Annotated in this window: 12 protein-coding genes and 1 riboswitch; of the genes, 10 read left to right on the top strand and 2 right to left on the bottom strand. The window is 36.0% G+C overall.

Features of this window, described 5'->3' with window-relative positions; translation table 11 throughout:
- Window positions 1–799 precede the first annotated feature (799 nt).
- On the top strand, window positions 800–1,846 hold the full coding sequence (locus CD31_RS00760; RefSeq protein WP_036075000.1) for a nitric oxide synthase oxygenase: 1,047 nt from the start codon (window positions 800–802) through the stop codon (window positions 1,844–1,846).
- A gap of 70 nt (window positions 1,847–1,916) precedes the next feature.
- Entirely contained in the window at window positions 1,917–2,447 is a 531-nt protein-coding gene (locus CD31_RS00755) for a hypothetical protein (RefSeq protein ID WP_036074998.1), read from the top strand.
- Between the two features lie 67 nt (window positions 2,448–2,514).
- Here the strand turns inward: CD31_RS00755 and CD31_RS00750 are convergent, their stop codons facing one another.
- A complete protein-coding gene (locus CD31_RS00750; RefSeq protein ID WP_036074997.1) occupies window positions 2,515–3,723 on the bottom strand; it encodes a CynX/NimT family MFS transporter in 1,209 nt (402 codons plus the stop codon).
- Window positions 3,724–3,901: 178 nt separating this feature from the next.
- A riboswitch (Lysine riboswitch) is annotated at window positions 3,902–4,078 on the top strand.
- Window positions 4,079–4,160: 82 nt separating this feature from the next.
- Here CD31_RS00750 and CD31_RS00745 point away from each other — a divergent pair.
- From CD31_RS00745 to CD31_RS00725, 5 genes are all read left to right on the top strand, one after another.
- Complete coding sequence (locus CD31_RS00745; RefSeq protein WP_036074995.1) at window positions 4,161–5,624, top strand: amino acid permease; 1,464 nt, start codon at window positions 4,161–4,163, stop codon at window positions 5,622–5,624.
- A 152-nt stretch (window positions 5,625–5,776) separates the two neighbouring features.
- Window positions 5,777–6,469: a response regulator transcription factor gene (locus tag CD31_RS00740; protein WP_036074993.1), complete on the top strand. Its 693-nt coding sequence runs from the start codon at window positions 5,777–5,779 to the stop codon at window positions 6,467–6,469.
- Window positions 6,470–6,473: 4 nt separating this feature from the next.
- Window positions 6,474–7,409, top strand: coding sequence for a sensor histidine kinase (locus tag CD31_RS00735; protein WP_036074991.1), 936 nt, complete (start codon window positions 6,474–6,476; stop codon window positions 7,407–7,409).
- Window positions 7,410–7,539: 130 nt separating this feature from the next.
- A complete protein-coding gene (locus tag CD31_RS00730) occupies window positions 7,540–8,463 on the top strand; it encodes an ABC transporter ATP-binding protein (protein WP_036074989.1) in 924 nt (307 codons plus the stop codon).
- The gene (locus CD31_RS00725; RefSeq protein ID WP_036074987.1) at window positions 8,456–9,145 is read left to right on the top strand and encodes an ABC transporter permease; all 690 of its coding nucleotides are present in this window, start codon (window positions 8,456–8,458) and stop codon (window positions 9,143–9,145) included. Before CD31_RS00730 ends, CD31_RS00725 begins: the two co-directional genes overlap by 8 nt.
- Window positions 9,146–9,187: 42 nt before the next feature.
- Here CD31_RS00725 and CD31_RS00720 read toward each other — a convergent pair whose 3' ends face one another.
- The gene (locus CD31_RS00720) at window positions 9,188–10,453 is read right to left on the bottom strand and encodes an Nramp family divalent metal transporter (protein WP_016994504.1); all 1,266 of its coding nucleotides are present in this window, start codon (window positions 10,451–10,453) and stop codon (window positions 9,188–9,190) included.
- A 221-nt stretch (window positions 10,454–10,674) separates the two neighbouring features.
- Between CD31_RS00720 and CD31_RS00715 the strand changes: the two genes are divergently transcribed.
- From CD31_RS00715 to CD31_RS22630, 3 genes are all read left to right on the top strand, one after another.
- The gene (locus CD31_RS00715; protein ID WP_036074984.1) at window positions 10,675–13,218 is read left to right on the top strand and encodes a winged helix-turn-helix domain-containing protein; all 2,544 of its coding nucleotides are present in this window, start codon (window positions 10,675–10,677) and stop codon (window positions 13,216–13,218) included.
- A 29-nt stretch (window positions 13,219–13,247) separates the two neighbouring features.
- A complete protein-coding gene (locus tag CD31_RS00710) occupies window positions 13,248–15,764 on the top strand; it encodes a winged helix-turn-helix domain-containing protein (RefSeq protein ID WP_036074982.1) in 2,517 nt (838 codons plus the stop codon).
- Between the two features lie 206 nt (window positions 15,765–15,970).
- A partial coding sequence (locus tag CD31_RS22630; protein ID WP_156113254.1) for a leucine-rich repeat protein occupies window positions 15,971–18,310 on the top strand: 2,340 nt, incomplete at its 3' end.

Genomic DNA, 18,310 nt, shown 5'->3' with positions numbered 1-18,310 from the left:
ACCGCCCTTTCACGGCGGTAACACGGGTTCGAATCCCGTACGGGTCATCAAGCATGTAGCACAGATGAGTGTTACATGCTTTTTTCTATTCTCCTTTAATTATATTCTCCTTTTTCATGTTGTTGAAAAAAGATCACTAGCAGAAAAAGACCTTTTAGCAAGGTAGAGGTAGATTTCCGTTCTGCCAGCTTCCTTTCCAGGCGGCGTCCGATGAGCCGCTTCACTCACTTACGTTCGCTCCAGGGTACATCTGTGACGCTAAATCCCCCTCGGCGTGACGCTGGCTCCTCTCCAATCAACCATTCTGCAAAGTGTCTTTCCTTTTTTCAAAGTAGCATAGCGATCAAAAAGCCCATTATCTGTATTCTCAGAGAGGATAAGCCCTTATCTTCAATGTGGAGAAGGGAATGAGTTACAACAGCCATCCATAAGTGAATACCTACAATTTATTTGTGTGGATAAATGAGGAAGACTACTTATTGCCGGGGTTAGTCAGACAGAGACTAGCCCCAGCGCGAAAGTAAAGCGTCAGCAGCATGTAAGTAGCCTAAAATGGAAAGACTTTTATCTTTCACAAAATTCTATTGATTGCTTTGCTGCAACACTATGAAGATTACATGATTAATGTAGTCTTTTTATAATAGTTAGGATCTCTCTTACATTCTCTTACGAAAGTGAGTCTATAGAGTAAATTTGAACAAACTATTTCATATATAAAATATGTATGTTTTTTTAATTACTATTTTCATGGTGCTTGTTGTTTTCTTCCTCTAATATGAGGATAAGTGGAGGAATCGATATGAATATACAGGAGATACAGCAGTTTTTAAGTCTATACCAGACAGAACAAAATGAATCAGAACTTTGGTTAAAGAATAGATTACAGGCAGTTAAGGATGCAGGTGAATATCACCCAACAACAGAAGAGTTAGTTTTTGGTGCACGAGTGGCATGGCGTAATAGCAATAAATGTATCGGACGTCTGTTTTGGCAGTCACTCCACGTGGTAGATGCACGCGATGTTTTAGATGAAAAGGCTATTTTCCGAAAATTACTAGAACATATTGATTATGCGACAAATCATGGGAAAATCCGTCCAACAATAACAGTGTTTGCTTCAGATAGAGTACGGATTTGGAATCATCAACTAATTCGCTATGCAGGCTATGAAACAGAGGCAGGCGTTATTGGAGATTCGCAGTCCATTGAGTTTACAAAAGTATGTGAATCTCTAGGGTGGAAAGGCAAAGGAACAGCTTTTGATGTGCTACCACTCGTTATACAGGTAGATAGCCGGGCTCCCCAAGTGTTTGTAATTCCTGAAGAAAATATAGTAGAGGTTCCAATCCGCCATCCAGAGTCAATCGATGTGGAGAAATTAGGAATGAAGTGGTATGCTGTACCCATTATTTCGAGTATGCGTTTTCAAATGGCAGGAATTGACTTTCAAGCAGCCCCATTTAACGGATGGTATATGGGAACAGAAATCGGTGCACGCAATTTAGCAGATCATGAGCGCTATAACATGCTACCTGCTATTGCAGAAATTTTTAATCTAGATACAACTAAACAAGCATCACTTTGGCGTGATCGTGCATTAGTCGAACTTAATATTGCTGTTCTTCATTCATTTAAAGAAGATGGTGTGAGCATTGTTGATCATCATACAGCGGCTCAGCAGTTTAAATTGTTTGAGGAAGCAGAAAAAACAGCAGGAAGAGAAGTTACAGGCAACTGGACATGGTTAATCCCGCCACTTTCGCCTGCAACGACTCATATATTTCATAAACCCTATGTAAATATATATCATACACCAAATTATTTTTATCAAAAACCATGCTATTAGAGTAAAGGAACTGTTTACTTTCAATAGTTAATTATCCATTCGTTATACTTTCGATGAGAGAGGGCTTACTATGTTAGATCAGCAAATTCCCAATATCCCATGGAGACAATTGACAACACCTTATGGTAGAGGTACAGCTATTCCTCAGCTGATTGAACAGGAGCAATACACACAGCTAGCTGAGTTAATTGAACATCAGGGTACACTGTGGCAGGTGACACCATGGGTTTTGCTTATTCTTTTAAAAAAGCTTAAAAGTAAAAAAATAGAGGATGTCTCCTTACAAGAATTACAGTTATATTTAGCTGTGGCACATGCTATTACGAAGGATTATCTAGACCCAACCAATACTGTTGAAAATATGCAGGAGCTATTAAAAGTCAACTATTTATGGAGAGAACATGAGGACAATGATGAGCAGGAGTGGGAGGAAGAAACGTCAAAGGGCTATGAGCAGCAAGCTTTTATAGGCTATTACTATTATAGTTATAAGCTCTTACAAGAAGCTGTTCCTATTTTTCCTGCTATAACAGCTCGTAATAATGAAGAATCAGATTACCTTGCTGAATTGCTAACATTACTCCAGCAAATCGACAATTAAGTAATGTGGAAACACTATATAGAAATAGAGCAGATGGAGGAAGTCGATCCACCTGCTTTATTTAATTTTAATGCACATATTCATCCTTAGAGGCTCTCATTGAGCAAAAGAAGAGTAACATTGCCACAACGACAAAGAGCCATCCCGCAATATTCCAGCCACCAAATAAATCATGCAAGTAGCCAAAAAGAATAGGACCGATTGCGGCAAATAAATAACCCAATGATTGTGCAAAGCCTGATAAATCTGCTGCTTCAAATGCAGTACGAGTGCGGAGAGTGAAGAACATCATTGCTAGAGCGAATGAAGAACCACCTGCTAACCCTAGAAGAACCATCCATAGTACTCCAAGACTTGTCCATTCCATGACAACCCCAACAAAGCCTACTAAATAGAAGGAAGTAAACATCAATACAAGTGGGCGTTGAGAAGTCATTTTACCTGCAATAATAGGCACTGCCAAGGCCATTGGTACTTGTGAGAATTGCATGATTGAAAACATCCAGCCAGCTTTATCAGGCGCTAAACCTTGAGCAATATAGATTTCAGGTATCCAAGCTGCTGTTGTGTAGAATAATAAAGACTGTAAACCCATTGCCCCTGTGACAGCCCAAGTAACAGGTGATTTCCATAGAGGTGTACTGGTCTTTTTAGATGTAGTAACTGGTTCCGGTTTATTTGACTTTAGTTGAGGTATCCAAATTAAGATTGTAACTAGAACAAGTATGAGTGCAATGGATAGCGCCCCTTGCCAGCCTAACGATGAATTAGCTATAGGATAGCTAATACCAGCACCAAGACCAGCAGTAAAATTCATGGACATGGTGAAAAAGGCCATCAATAAACCAACATGATATGGAAATTTCAATTTTAATAATCCAGGAATTAATACATTTCCAAAAGAAATGGCTACGCCAATTAACACAGTACCCAATAGAAGTAATTCTGTTGTACCAAGTGAACGTAGGACAATCCCTAAGGCCAAGAGTAAAGTGGATAAAAATAATGTTAGCTCAAGCCCTAGTTTGCGTGCTACAACTGGCGCAAATGGAGATATAATAGCAAAAGCCAGCAATGGAATAGTTGTTAGAAAGCCTGCCAATACATTAGATATCCCTAGATCTTCACGGATAAAGGATATAATTGGGCCAACAACAGTTAGTGGCATTCGTAATGTAGAGGCTATAAAGATAACGCCAAAGACTAAAAGTAAGGTTGTTCCTTTCCAGCTAATTTTTTTACTTGGAAAACTAGTGGAATGATCATTTGTAGTCAAAATAAAATCCCCCCTAATAATAACCATTCTAATTGAACTACTATAACACTTTATCACACTATTAAAAATAGTAGAAGATTCATAAAATACAGAACATTTCCCGTTGTATTGAAATGTCTATGGTCTTATGTTAGTATAATAAACATCATAAATTTAATAATTATATGCCTCATGTTTGTATTGAGGTAGAGGTCGCGATATTTATAAGTATGCTAATTGAAATGACAAGCATTGATGAAATTAGCTGAAAGGAAATATTGCCGAAGTGTGAGGGGACTTGAAAACCTCATGCTGGGGCTGTCTCCGAAAGGAACAGAACTGTCACGTTTGCACAACGTGTTGAGCTATCATGTAAGAAAAACTGAGGATTAACGTAGCCATCACAGTGTATATGTGATGGCATTTTTTTGCCTCATAAATAGGAAGGAAGCTATATCGTGAGTGAAATAAAAGTAAATCAGCTCGGACATAAAGCACCGAAGCTGAAAAAAGAATTAAAAAGTCGTCATATCACAATGATTTCTTTAGGCGGTACAATTGGTACGGGGCTATTTTTAGCCAGTGGTGGTGCTATTGCTCAGGCAGGACCTGGAGGAGCATTGCTTGCTTATGCTTTAATCGGTATTATGGTGTATTTTTTAATGACAAGCTTAGGGGAAATGGCTGCTTATATGCCATCATCAGGTTCATTTAGTACGTATGCAACCAAATTTGTAGATCCCGCTTTGGGCTTTGCATTAGGCTGGAACTACTGGTATAACTGGGCAATCACCATTGCTGCAGAAATTGCTGCTGTATCATTAATTATGAAATATTGGTTTCCAGATAGCTCATCAGCACTTTGGACAGTATTATTTATTGCTGTTGTACTGACGTTTAATTTACTATCCGTAAAAAGTTATGGTGAAAGTGAATATTGGTTTGCCATGATTAAAGTAGCAACGGTCATTGTTTTTATTATCATTAGCTTACTAATGATTTTTGGTATTTTAGGTGGACAGGCTCCTGTAGGTTTCACTAATTTCTTTATTAGTGATGGGCCATTCCATGGTGGCTTCCTTGCCACATTTGGTATTTTCCTAGCAGCTGGATTTTCATTCCAAGGAACAGAATTACTTGGAATTACAGCAGGTGAAACAGATGATCCTGGTAAAAATATTCCGAAGGCTGTTAAATCTGTATTTTGGCGTATTATTTTGTTTTATATTTTAGCGATTGGTGCAATTGGGATGTTGATTCCATTCACAGATGAACGTTTATTATCAGAAGATATCGCAGTCTCACCGTTTACACTAGTGTTTGACCGCCTAGGTATTGCCTTTGCTGCTTCATTAATGAATGCCATTATTTTAACGGCTATGCTGTCAGCAGGAAATTCAGGACTATACGCATCTTCTCGTATGCTATGGCAATTAGCAGTAGATGGACATGCACCTAAATTTTTCTCAAAGCTAAGTCGTCGAGGTATTCCGATTTATGCACTTATGGCAACATTAGCTGTAGGCTGTTTAGCATTTTTGGCATCCTTCTTTGGTGATGGAGTGGTTTATATCTGGCTATTAAATGCTTCTGGAATGTCTGGCTTTATTGCATGGCTAGGTATTGCATTTAGTCATTATCGTTTCCGCCGAGCGTTTGATGCACAGGGCTTAGATCCAAAGTTATTACCTTATAAAGCCAAATTATATCCATTTGGGCCATTATTTGCTTTTACTGTTTGTATGATCGTAGTCATTGGACAAAATTACACAGCCTTTACAGGTGAAAAAATAGATTGGTACGGTATCCTTGTTTCGTATATTGGGATTCCACTATTTTTAGCATTATGGTTGGGCTATAAAATAAAGCACAAAACAAAAATGCTTCCACTTAAAGATTGTGATTTAAAAGTTGAAGATTAATTAATAGAGCTGTTCTGTAAACCAAAAAGTGATGGTTTATAGGGCAGCTTTTTTTTAACACTCATGAACAAAATCTCTCCAATTAAACATCATAAATATGGTAATGTAATATACATATGGAAATTGGGTTTTAGTAGGAGAGGTGCATGATAATGCAAAAGCATATTTTACTTGTAGAAGACGATGAAGCCATTCGTGAAATGGTTGAAAATTATTTAACTATGGAAGGTTTCAATGTCACAACCGCGATCAATGGTGAAGACGCATTACAAAATTGTTTGCAAAATACCTTTGATTTGGTCATCTTAGATATTATGATTCCTAAACTAAATGGATTGGAAGTATTAAAGATTATTCGAGAGCAGGCAGCACTTCCTATCATTATTATGTCTGCCAAAGACAGTGATGTTGATAAAGCACTAGGCTTAGGATTAGGGGCAGATGATTATATTGCTAAACCTTTTTCTATGCTAGAATTTTCAGCCCGTGTTAAGGCTGTTATCAGAAGAGCTACGAAATACTCCAGTCAAGCTGAACAAAAGCAAGAGGTCCTAGAAATCGATAATTTAAAGATAGATATCGTTAATTTCTCAATAGCAAAGAGTGGACAAGAGATAAAGCTAACATCAAAGGAATTTTCCATTTTAAAATTGTTTGTGACAAATCGTCACAGGGTTTTTACCAAAGAGCAAATTTATCAGATGATATGGAAAGATGCCTATTATGGAGATGAAAATATTATAAATGTACATATCAGAAGACTACGTGAAAAAATAGAAGATGATCCATCAAATCCTCAATATATTAAAACTCTATGGGGAATTGGCTATAAGTTTGAGGGTTAAAAATATGATGATATTTCTATTATTAATAATTGTATTGCTAATCGGGATTCTCACTTTTCAATGGAAAGTCAAGAAGGAACAAGATCGCGCTATCCAATACATTCATAGTAAACTACACGTAATTGTAAATGAACAGACGTATGAAAAGATTCTAGTTACAACTACAAATTCAGAAATTCAACAGTTACTTGTTACAATGAATGCTTTGCTAGATCAGCATCAAAAAATCCAGGCTACTCATCGTAAAATGGAAAATTCCATGAAAAAGATGTTGGCCAATATTTCGCATGATCTTAAAACACCTTTAACAGTTGTACTTGGCTATATTGAAATGCTTCAACTTCAAAATGCGATGAGTGACGAGGAACGCCAACGATTACTTACAGGTGTACATGCTAAAACATTAGAAGTGTTAAAAATTATCCATACATTTTTTGACTTGGCGAAGTTAGAGGCTGGAGATACAGATTACCCAATCACTAAAATCAATGTCAGTGAAATATGCCGTAAAAATATTTTGTCTTTTTACGATCTGGTTACTTCAATGGGATTAGCTATTAATATTGATATTCCTGCAAGCCCCATGTATGCACTTGGTAATGAAGAAGCATTAAATAGGGTGCTAAACAATCTACTGTCTAATGCTATTGCATATGGAGCAGACGGCAATGTAATTGGAATTACCGTAAGAAATGAAGAAGCCAATATTGATATTGATGTGTGGGATTGTGGCAAGGGTATTGATGAATATCATATCGATAGCGTATTTGAAAGGATGTATACACTTGAGGATTCTCGCAATAAATCTTTTCAAGGCAGTGGTTTGGGACTAACGATTACAAAGCGACTAGTAGAAATAATGAATGGCTCCATCCGGTTATCGAGTATTCCTAATGAAAAAACTACTTTTACCATTTCGCTAAAACGAATGATGTATTGAATCCATTGTGCTTGTAGAGCTTTAATGCTTTGCAGGCTTTTTTACTTAAGAAATTTGTAAGAATGCAGTAATAAAATAGAGAGTTTCATTTTTTATAATGAATCTAGTCACAATTGAGGGAGAGAATTACATGACATACATTGTAAAAACAAATCAGCTTACGAAAGTTTACGATGGAAAAGAAGTTGTTTCAGCTGTCAATATGAACGTTAAGAAGGGGGAGATTTATGGATTTTTAGGACCCAATGGTGCAGGTAAAACCACTGTTATGAAGATGCTAACTAATCTAACGAAGCCTACTAGTGGGGATGTAGAAATTTTAGGGGAGAAATTGACAGACAAATCCTATGAATTACTAAAAAGAATGGGAACAATTATTGAATATCCTATTTTCTATGAAAAATTAACGGCTAGTGAGACCCTGGAATTACATTGTGAATACATGGGTTATTATGATAAGAAAGAAATTGCACATGTTCTTAATTTAGTAAAGTTAACGAATACAGAGAATAAGCAGGTTAAAGATTTTTCTCTTGGGATGAAACAGAGATTAGGCATCGCAAGAGCCATCATTACAAAGCCAGAGTTACTTATATTAGATGAACCAATTAATGGATTGGACCCAGTTGGGATAAAGGAGTTAAGAGAGCTTTTCAAGATGCTTTGTAAGGAGTATGGCATAACAATTATTATTTCAAGTCATATTCTGGCTGAAATAGAACAATTAGTCGATACAATAGGAGTTATTAAGAATGGAAGACTCATCACAGAGGTAGCGATGGACACTATAAACCGTGATCAGGTCAATTATACAGAAGTAATCGTAAGTGACGGAAAAAAGGCAGCATTTATTATTGAAAGTGAATTAAAAATTACCAATTTTAAGCTAATGGATGATAACTCTATACGTATATACGACTCAACCGTATCTCAGCAAAATCTATCGAGAGCATTAATTGAACATGACGTTGAGATTGAGGAAATTAGCAAAAAAACAAGTTCATTAGAGGATTATTTCTTAAAGCTAATTAATGGAGGCGTTGTTCATGCTTAATTTAATGCGTTTAGAAATGAAAAAGTTTCATTTAGGATCATATGTTAGAGGAGCTATCATTGCTAATTTAGTCATTCTCGGGTTTCTGTTTATGATTTTATTTATTTCTAAAGTAGAAGGGGATCCAGGGCTAGAAAATTACGAGGTTGCTTTAAGTGTCATTGATTCATTTGTAAGAGCAGTTTTTATTATTTTTGCTTCTACGTTAATAGCTAAGTTAATCATCGGAGAATATAAATTTAAAACCATTACATTAGCCTTTATGTATCCGATAAGTAGAAAGAAATTAATGGTCGCAAAGTTAGCCATTGTCATGCTATTTACTTTCAGTATGATCATTATCTCCAATGCTCTTATTACAACCATTTTTTGTGTCATAAGCGATCAATATGAACTAATTCCAGATGTACTATCAAGTTCTTTAATTATCCAGCATATACCCTCTGTATTGATGAACGCGATAGCTGCCTCAGGCATAGCTTTAATCCCATTGTATTTTGGGATGAGAAAATACTCTATACCGACAACTATCATTTCATCTATTATAATTGTGTCTGTAACTTCGTCCAATTCAGGTAACTTTACTTTAAACGATATTATTATTATTCCAATTACTTTAGCCATCGTGGGTCTGGGTATTGCTTATTTAGCTATACGGAATGTTGAGAAGGTAGATGTTTAAAAAATACCAGGTACTCATGCTTAAGAGTACCTGGCTTTATTATTAGGAAAATATTGTTTCCCACAGTAAGTAGATATTCAATGCCACAACGATGACGACTACAAACCAACCTAAAACTGTTGTAATCCGATGATTGACTAAACTGCCCATGATGTCCCGTTTGCTTGTAAACATGACAAGTGGAACAAGGGCAAATGCAATACCAAAAGATAACACAACCTGACTTAGAACGAGAGCATAGGTTGCGTTTACCCCTGATGCAATAATGACTAGTGGAGGCACCATAGTAATCGCCCTACGTAAATATAGTGGTATTTTTCTTTGAATAAATCCTTGCATGACTACATCACCTGCTAAAGTTCCCACAGAGGAGCTAGCTAGCCCTGCAATGAGTAAACCTAAGCCAAAGGAAATAGCTGCCATTGGGCCAAGTGCCTCTTTTAAGCCATTATAGGCTACATCTAAATCTTCTACTACCAAGCCTTGGGTATGGAATACTGCTGCGGCAATTATAAGCATGCTCATATTGATGGCACCAGCAATAATCATAGCAATGATTATATCGATAAATTCAAAACGGAAAATACGTTTTTTTTCAGCCTCATTACGACCAATAATACGACTTTGTGTTAAAGAAGAATGTAAGTAAATAGCATGAGGCATAACGGTTGCTCCTAAAATACCTGTTGCTAATAATAGTGATTCTACCCCTTCAAAGTGTGGCGTGAACATGCCAATCGCTACATCGCCCCATGTGGGCTGTGCTAAAAATGTTTGGAAGGCAAATGCCAATACAACAATTAAAACCATACCAGAAATACCGGCTTCAAAGGCTCTAAATCCTCTTCTTTGTAACTCTAAAATAGCGAACGAGCCCACTGCTGTAATTAATGCGGCGGGAAGCATTGGGATATTGAATAGTAAATAAAGCCCTAATGCTGCTCCGATAAATTCCGCCAGGTCAGTGGCAATGATGACCAATTCTGCCTGTATCCATAAAAAGATAGATGTTTTTTTAGAAAAATGCTCGCGAGCGACTTCAGGTAAATTTTTTCCTGTTGCAATCCCAAGCTTGGCAGATAGGGATTGAATTAACACGGCCATTAAATTAGAAAAGGCTATAACCCAAAGTAGCAGGTAGCCGTATTGAGATCCTGCTGTAATATTTGTAGCAAAATTGCCAGGATCGATGTAGGCGACTGCTGCAATGAAAGCAGGTCCTAAAAATGGCAAAAATCTTCGCCAACCTTTTATATCTCCATCTAAAACCGCCTCTGCAGACGATTTTGTGACTCGTTTGTAAACCATATTGTTCCCTCGTTTCAAAAAGTATCATTAATGAAATAAAGTTTCCTATAGGAAAATAAGATATTAGTATTCTAACGCTAGGAATAAAAAAAGTGAAGTGGTTTGCTTTATCTTTCTAAAATAAGTATGCTCTTTTGGACGATGTGAATGAGTAGAAAAATCAAATTGCAGGAAAAATTAAAAATATATAGAACTAATGAATGGAGAAAGGAGACAAGATGATGGACATGGTATGGGTAAAATCAAAAGTAACAATTCCACGTACAGTGCCAGATGCATTAGAGAGGAAGAAATTATTTTCTATTTTATCTAACAATAGAATGAAGAAACTAACCATAATAAAGGCACCAGCAGGATATGGCAAAACGACACTCTTAAGCCTATGGTTGAAGCATATTGATGAATCGGTAGCATGGTTTACAATCGATCAGAATGACAATGATCCTGTGCGGTTTTTAAGGTACTTAATACATACATTATCTTTTAGCATATTGAATGTAGAGCAAAAGTTAAACAATATACTAGATGAAATAACCTCTTTTGAAACAATTGTAGATACACTGTTAAACGATTTGGATACATATAAAGGAAATATTCATATTGTTTTTGATAATTTTCAAGAAATCCACACCCCTCAAATTTATCAAATTTTAAACCGACTTATTGAATATTTACCAGCCAATGTACGGATATATATAATAACCCGAACTAATTTAGAACTTCCACTAGCAAAATGGCGTGTTAAAGGTTGGATACTAGAAGTGGGGGTGGGTCAATTATCTTTTGATTTAGAAGAGCTACAATCTTTCTTCTCACCTGTTACAAATGATGAACAGAAGGATGTGCTGAAGCCTTTACTAAAGACAACAGAGGGCTGGATAGCAGGTATCCAACTGATAAAGCTATCAACAGGTGGAATGATAGATAATCTAAGTAGTGAAGAAATTTTAGCCAAAGCTAGTTCATATATTCATGAGTACTTCATGCAAGAAATTCTCTTAATATTACCTCAAGAATTGCAGGATTTTCTACTACGAACTTCCATTTTAAACTACCTAGAGCCGAGTGTTTGTACATCTGTAACAAACGAATTAAATAGTTTAACTATATTCTCAGAGCTGGAGAAAAATTGTTTGTTTATTGAACAAGTACAAGCACATCCGCCTGTTTATCGTTACCATACTTTATTTAGGCATGCCCTACAGGTAGAATTTCACAGGCAACAATCCTATGAAATGATTGCCTCTATATATTACGAGGTAGCCACTAATTTATGCCAAAGAGAAGACTATGTTGCAGCAATTGAGCTTGCCCTAAATGGCGAATTATATGAGCTTGCACATGAATGGATACAAAAATATTTAGTTGAAATATTTGCCGAGGGACATACTCTATTATTTGGGCAGTGGATACAAAAATTAAGGAATGCTCAGTTTCCAGTAGATATTAATTTGCTTGTCTTATATATTACTACACTGTTTTCAACCCATGAAATGGATCAGGCGAAGAAAATTATAGAGGAACTACTTTTTAAACAAAATAAATTGAAATGGATGGATGGTTTTCAATTTATTGCTGTATCAAAAATCTTCGAAATTATGAATGCTTATATAGGTTATATGGAAGATGGAGATCTTGAAAAAGCAAAAGTAGGTTTACAAACACGCGTAAATGTAAGAAAAAATAAGTCATCTTTATATCATATTTCTTTAAAATATAATCAATTTGAGCCTAGAATTTTACGTACCTTTGTGGGAGCGCGAGGAAAATTCTTACCAGTGGGAAAAATGGAAGAACTGATTCACGTGTTGAATGAAAGTGAAATAAAGGAGCGAAATATTACAGGAGTTACCTATGGATTACTAGCTGAAATATTGTATGAGATAAATGATTTAGATAGGGCAGGTAAAGAGTTAGAAATCGGTTTAAAATATGGTTTACGTTTTCAAGATCCAGGATTATTTATACCAATGTACTTGTTAAAGGCTCGTATTTATATGACTAAAAAACAATTTGAAGAAGCACATATGGTATTGATTGAAGCTATGAAGGAAACCGATAAACCTTATTGGGTCGGTATGCTCTATATTATGAAAGCACAATCTTATTTATTGGAAGGTAATATTTCATATGCGCAACAGGAGTTTTTTAGAGTGACAGATTTTATCAATTATAGAATTGCATCAAGAAATCCCTTTTATTTATTAGTTCAAGGTAAAATCCTATATGCCAACAATCAACTAGAGGAAGCATTGCAAATTGCTATTCGTTTAAAAGAAGGGGCAATTCAGGAGAAGCAAATCGTTACGCTTATTGAAGCGGGTCTGCTAGAAGCCATTTGTCATTTTTCACTTGGGAAAGAGGATTTCGCTTTAACAGGATTACACGCTGCCCTTGAACATGGAGTTTTATATGGTTATTACCGTACATTTATAGAAGAGGATTCTATCTGGCCATTACTAAATAAATACTGGCGTATACGTCAGCATAGTAAGGGAGATACATTTAAGTCAGTGCCATTAGCATATGTAAATAAACTATTACAGAATGATAGCTCAGAAGATGAGTTTTTCGCTAACTTTACTGCAAGAGAAAAAGATGTTCTACAATTACTCGCAGAAGGTGCTTCTAATAATGAGATTGCTCATCAATTACAGCTGACAGAGGGAACTATTCGCGTTTATTTGACGGAAATTTACAGTAAAATAGGTGTGAGATCCCGTACAAAGGCCATTTTATGGGCGAAAGAATGGCTAGGCTTTTAAAGTTGTTAAAGAGAAAGGAGGTTTATATGATGCCAAATATTTTATTAGCCTCAAAAACAACCGTACCCCAAACGGGCAAGCAAATTATTGAAAGAGAACGGTTAAATGCCATTCTACATCAGTCAACAGCGAAACTTATAGTAGTGCAAGCGCCAGCAGGGTATGGTAAAACCACTTTGTTAAGTAGTTGGTTTCAGCAACTTGAAACGACAGTTGCATGGTATACAGTGGACCAAACAGATAATGATCCAATTCGTTATTGGAAGTATTTAATTCATGCTATTGGTCACTCCTTGCAGCAAGAAGCTTCCTCACGTATTGATTCTATACTCCATGCTCAACCACAGTTGCCTTTAGAATATTTAGTGGACGCTCTATTAAACGAATTATCGCTATCTACTGAAAAGGTTCATATTATGATTGATGATTATCATCATATTTTTAATGTTACCATCCATCAAATGATGACTCGCCTCATTGATTTCTTACCTGAACACTGCTTTATTTATTTGACTAGTAGATCAACTATTTCATTACCTATTGCAAAGTGGAGATTAAACCATTGCTTGCTTGAAATTGGCATGGAGCATCTACTTTTTACGTATGAAGAGGCGAAAGAATTTTATAAAAATTTAAATAAACAGCTAAAGGCAAAGGAGCTTCAAAAGGTTTTTGAGATAACAGAGGGTTGGGCTACAGGGTTACAATTAACCAATTTAGCAGGTTTCCACAATGTAGATGACAAAGAGTTTGGAGAAAGTAATTCAAATGTGATTCACTATTTAATGAATGAGGTATTTTCAAAACTAGCAACACCTCTCCAAACCTTTCTACTTTATACTTCGCTTTTGGAACAATTAACCGCAGATACATGTAATGTCCTAACAAACCGTACTGATGCTCAACTAGTATTATTAGAGCTTGATCAACAAGGACTATTTATTAGCAGAGTAGAAGCAAAAGAGCAGGTTTTTCGATATCATAATTTATTTAGAGAAGCATTGCGTCAAGAATTGAGCAATCGTTTTACCCAGCATGATATTTTAAATTTATATGAGAAAGCAGCTATTGCTTTATATAATAATGGGAGTTTTTTATCTGCAATAGAGCTTGCTTTAAGCGGCAACTTGTTTATTTATGCTGAACAATGGATTCAGGAGCATCTTGTAACATTCCTTTCCTGTGGTCATTCCACATCCTATGTAAATTGGATTGATACTTTTTTGACGAATGGCTATGAGGTACACCCAGAATTGATGGTAATGTATGCCTATACACTCGCAGCATTACACAATTTAGAAGATGCTTATCAGACGATACTAGACCTAGAACAAAAGCATAGGTCCAATCAATGGATGAATAAAAGTGAATATGCATCCGCTGTCGATGATTTTCTAGGTGTGAAAGCCTATGTCTTTGTCATGAAAAATGGAGATCTTTCACAAGCCGGGGAATATATTCGACAAAGGCTGGAGAGAAATCCTGTCGGGTCCAAATGGGACGCAATTTTTATACAATATAATCAAACAGAGCCTATGTTGTTTAGAACAAATATCGGATCTCGAGGAAAATTACTTTCAGATGAACAGGCTATGTCTTTTTTCGCTAAGTTTAGAACAGGGGAATTCAAAAACTTAAGTATGACAGGCTATAGTTATGGCATGCGTGCAGAAAAATTATATGAGTGGAACCAATTTGATGAGCTGCCAATAGAATTAGAGGAAGCTTTACGTTCTGGACATCAATTCCAAGATGCAGGATTGTTAGTACCGATGTACATTCTGAAAAGCAAAATAGCTGTGTTAGAAGAGCAGTATATTGTTGCTCAAGGTGTTTTAGATCATGCAATTGAAACGGTCAGCGAACGTTATTGGATTGATAGTATAAGAGTAATGAAGGCACTTTTATTTTTACGTGAAGACAATATTGTCCAAGCAAAACAGGAGTTAGCCAAGATCGAAGAAAATGTGTATAAGGATTCTCCATTTTATTTGCTAGTAAAAGCACGCTATTTACTCATGAAAGGGCATCTACTAGAAGCACAGCAATTGATTATACAGGTGCAATTACAGGCACAACAACAAGAACAGCTATCTACTCGTATAGAAGCTACAATTTTATTAGCCATATGTTTGGCGGAGCAAGGACAAGCAGAAGAGGCGTTGAGGACGTTACATCAAGCATTGAAATTAGCTGAACCTTATAACTATATAAGAACCTTTTTAGATGAGAATAAAATTATTCCCCTTATAAGGGACTATATTGATTTTCGCCGGAAGCGTGCTAAAGATGACTGGGATGAGGTAACACTTGGCTATGCTTATCGATTGCTAGATTATGTTCAAGAACTAACACCAGTATTAGAAGCTCTTTCTGCTCGTGAACAAGAAATATTTTCACTACTTTCAGAAGGCGCTTCTAATAAGGAAATAGCAGAGCAACTATTTTTGTCTGAAGGGACCATACGCGTGTATCTTTCGGGAATTTACAATAAACTAGGAGTAAAAAATCGAGCCCTAGCATTATTATTAAAACAATCTAAATAAAACAAACCGCTATCAATTTTTTGATAGCGGTTTATTTATAGTTAGTGAAAAATTAACATTCCTCAATAGTAGAAGTAAATTGATTTTTTTAAGATAAAGAAGAGTGTTTTTCTTTATAAGGATAAATGTATGGCGCTTCTTTATCGAGGATTCATAAAGAAAGGGGGCTATTTGAAGCTGAAAATTTACAGAAGGAGAGAGGATGAATGAAGAAAAACATTACCATTATGCTTATTGGATTACTGCTCTTTTTCCAATGGGGACAATCCCTGACCTATGCGAATGAACAAAATGACATAGAAGAAAAGGCTAAAGAAGCAGGTGGAAATGAAGTAGATAATAAGATTGAGGTTGATGATCATGAGCAAATAGATAATGATCGTAATTTAACCAATTTCAATACAAGCGAATTTGAGATACAACCAAATAGCACTGGTGTAACGATTGCTAAATATTTAGGTGCGGGGGGATCTGTTGTTATTCCTGAAACTATTGAAGGAAAACCCGTAACAATAATAGGAAATCTTGCGTTTTATGAATCTAACCTAACAGAAATAGTGATTCCTGAAAGTGTAATAACGATAGGTGATTGGGCTTTTGCCAAAACTCAACTAAGCACGATTGTGATTCCCGATAGTGTGGCGGATATAGGACGTTGGACATTCCAAAATAGTAAATTAACAAGCGTAACCATTTCAAAAAACCTAACTACCATAGGAGATCAAGCATTTTATGGTAATCAATTAGTACATGTGGACATCCCTGATGGTGTTACGGATATAGGTTATCAGGCTTTCTTTGGAAATCGATTAACAACTGTAAATATTCCTGATAGTGTAACAAAAATAGGAACCCAAGCATTTACAAACAATCGGATAACGAATCTTAAGATTCCCAATAGCGTAATAAGCATAGGGGATGAGGCCTTTGGCTATAATCAGTTAATTAACGTGGAACTTCCAAACAGTATAACAAGAATAGGAAATTATGTATTTGATAGTAATAAGCTGACAACCGTAAACATTCCAAATAGTGTAACAAGTATAGGGAAGGGAGCATTTCAAGTTAATAATTTAACAAATATAGACCTTCCAAATAGTCTCTTAACGTTAGAACAAGGAGCCTTTTATGATAATCGCTTAAAAAGTATAGTCATTCCAAGTAATGTTACAAGTATAGGGGATTGGGTATTTGGACAAAATCGTCTAACATCTGTAGACCTTCCAAATAGTCTACTTAGTATAGGAAAAATGGCATTTTATGATAATCAATTATCGAATGTTACTTTCCCTCACAGAGTAACAAGCATAGGGGATAAAGCATTTGAACTTAATCGGTTACAATGGGTTCAATTTAATAGCCCATTAATGTTAGGAACAAATACATTTATTAACCAAGGAAGTACGTTTGAGGGTTGGTACCAAAATTTATCATGGGCAACACAATGGGATGGAAATGTAACAAAGCCCTTGAGAATTTATGCCAAGGGAAATGTACAACAACACACAGTTACATTTGAAACAAATAATGATAGTACTACCATAGAGGATCAGAAAGTACTAACGGGAGAAAAGGTGGTAGAACCAAATGCTCCAGTGAAAACAGGTTTTACATTTGGTGGTTGGTATAAGGATGAAGAATTGAATATACCCTGGAGCTTTGAAACAGATGTGATAACAGAGAATAAAATCTTGTATGCAAAATGGTTAAAGAATTCGCATACTGTCACATTCCATTTTGATACCTACATTACAACTGTCGAAGTACCGGATGGAGCGCTACTCAACAAACCGAGTATTCCAATAAAAGAAGGACATAAATTTTTTGGTTGGTTTAACAAAGAGCGCACGGCCGAATGGGATTTTGAAAGAACTAGGGTAACATTTGATATAGATTTATATGCTGTGTGGTTGAAAAATGTATACGGTGTCAGATTTGAAGCAGGAAATAGTACTCCCCCTATAATAATTGTCGCAGAATATGGTGATAAGTTGGAAGAGCCAGAACCGCCTATCTTAGCAGGACAAATATTTGCTGGCTGGTATAAAAACCCTGCTTTAACTAAACTATGGAACTTTGCAACGGATGTGGTCACAGAGCACACAACTTTATATGCAAAATGGGATATAGTGCAACAACAGTATGTGGTTCAATTTGAGTCAAATGGTGGAAGTCTGGTCCCAAGCCAAACTATTAATTCTTATATGACGGCTACTAAACCAGAAAACCCAATAAAAGAAGGATATACATTTGCAGGCTGGTATAAGGATAAAAAATTCACAACCCTATGGGAATTTGAGATAGATAAAGTGACAGAAAATATAACCTTATATGCGAAATGGGATTTAGTACAGCAATATGAGCTTAAATTTGAGTCAAATGGTGGAAGTTCAGTTCCAAGTCAAACTTTTACTTCTCCTATGAAGGCTACTAAACCAATTAATCCTACAAAAACAGGGCATCTATTTGTAGATTGGTATAAAGATGCAGAACTCAATAGGCTATGGAATTTTGAGACAGATAGGGTGACGGAGGATACAACTTTA

The organism is Lysinibacillus boronitolerans JCM 21713 = 10a = NBRC 103108, from assembly GCF_000772935.1.
Lineage (GTDB): Bacteria > Bacillota > Bacilli > Bacillales_A > Planococcaceae > Lysinibacillus > Lysinibacillus boronitolerans.
The sequence above is the reverse complement of the archived record's forward strand: the minus strand, read 5'-3'. Positions and strand labels throughout refer to the sequence as shown.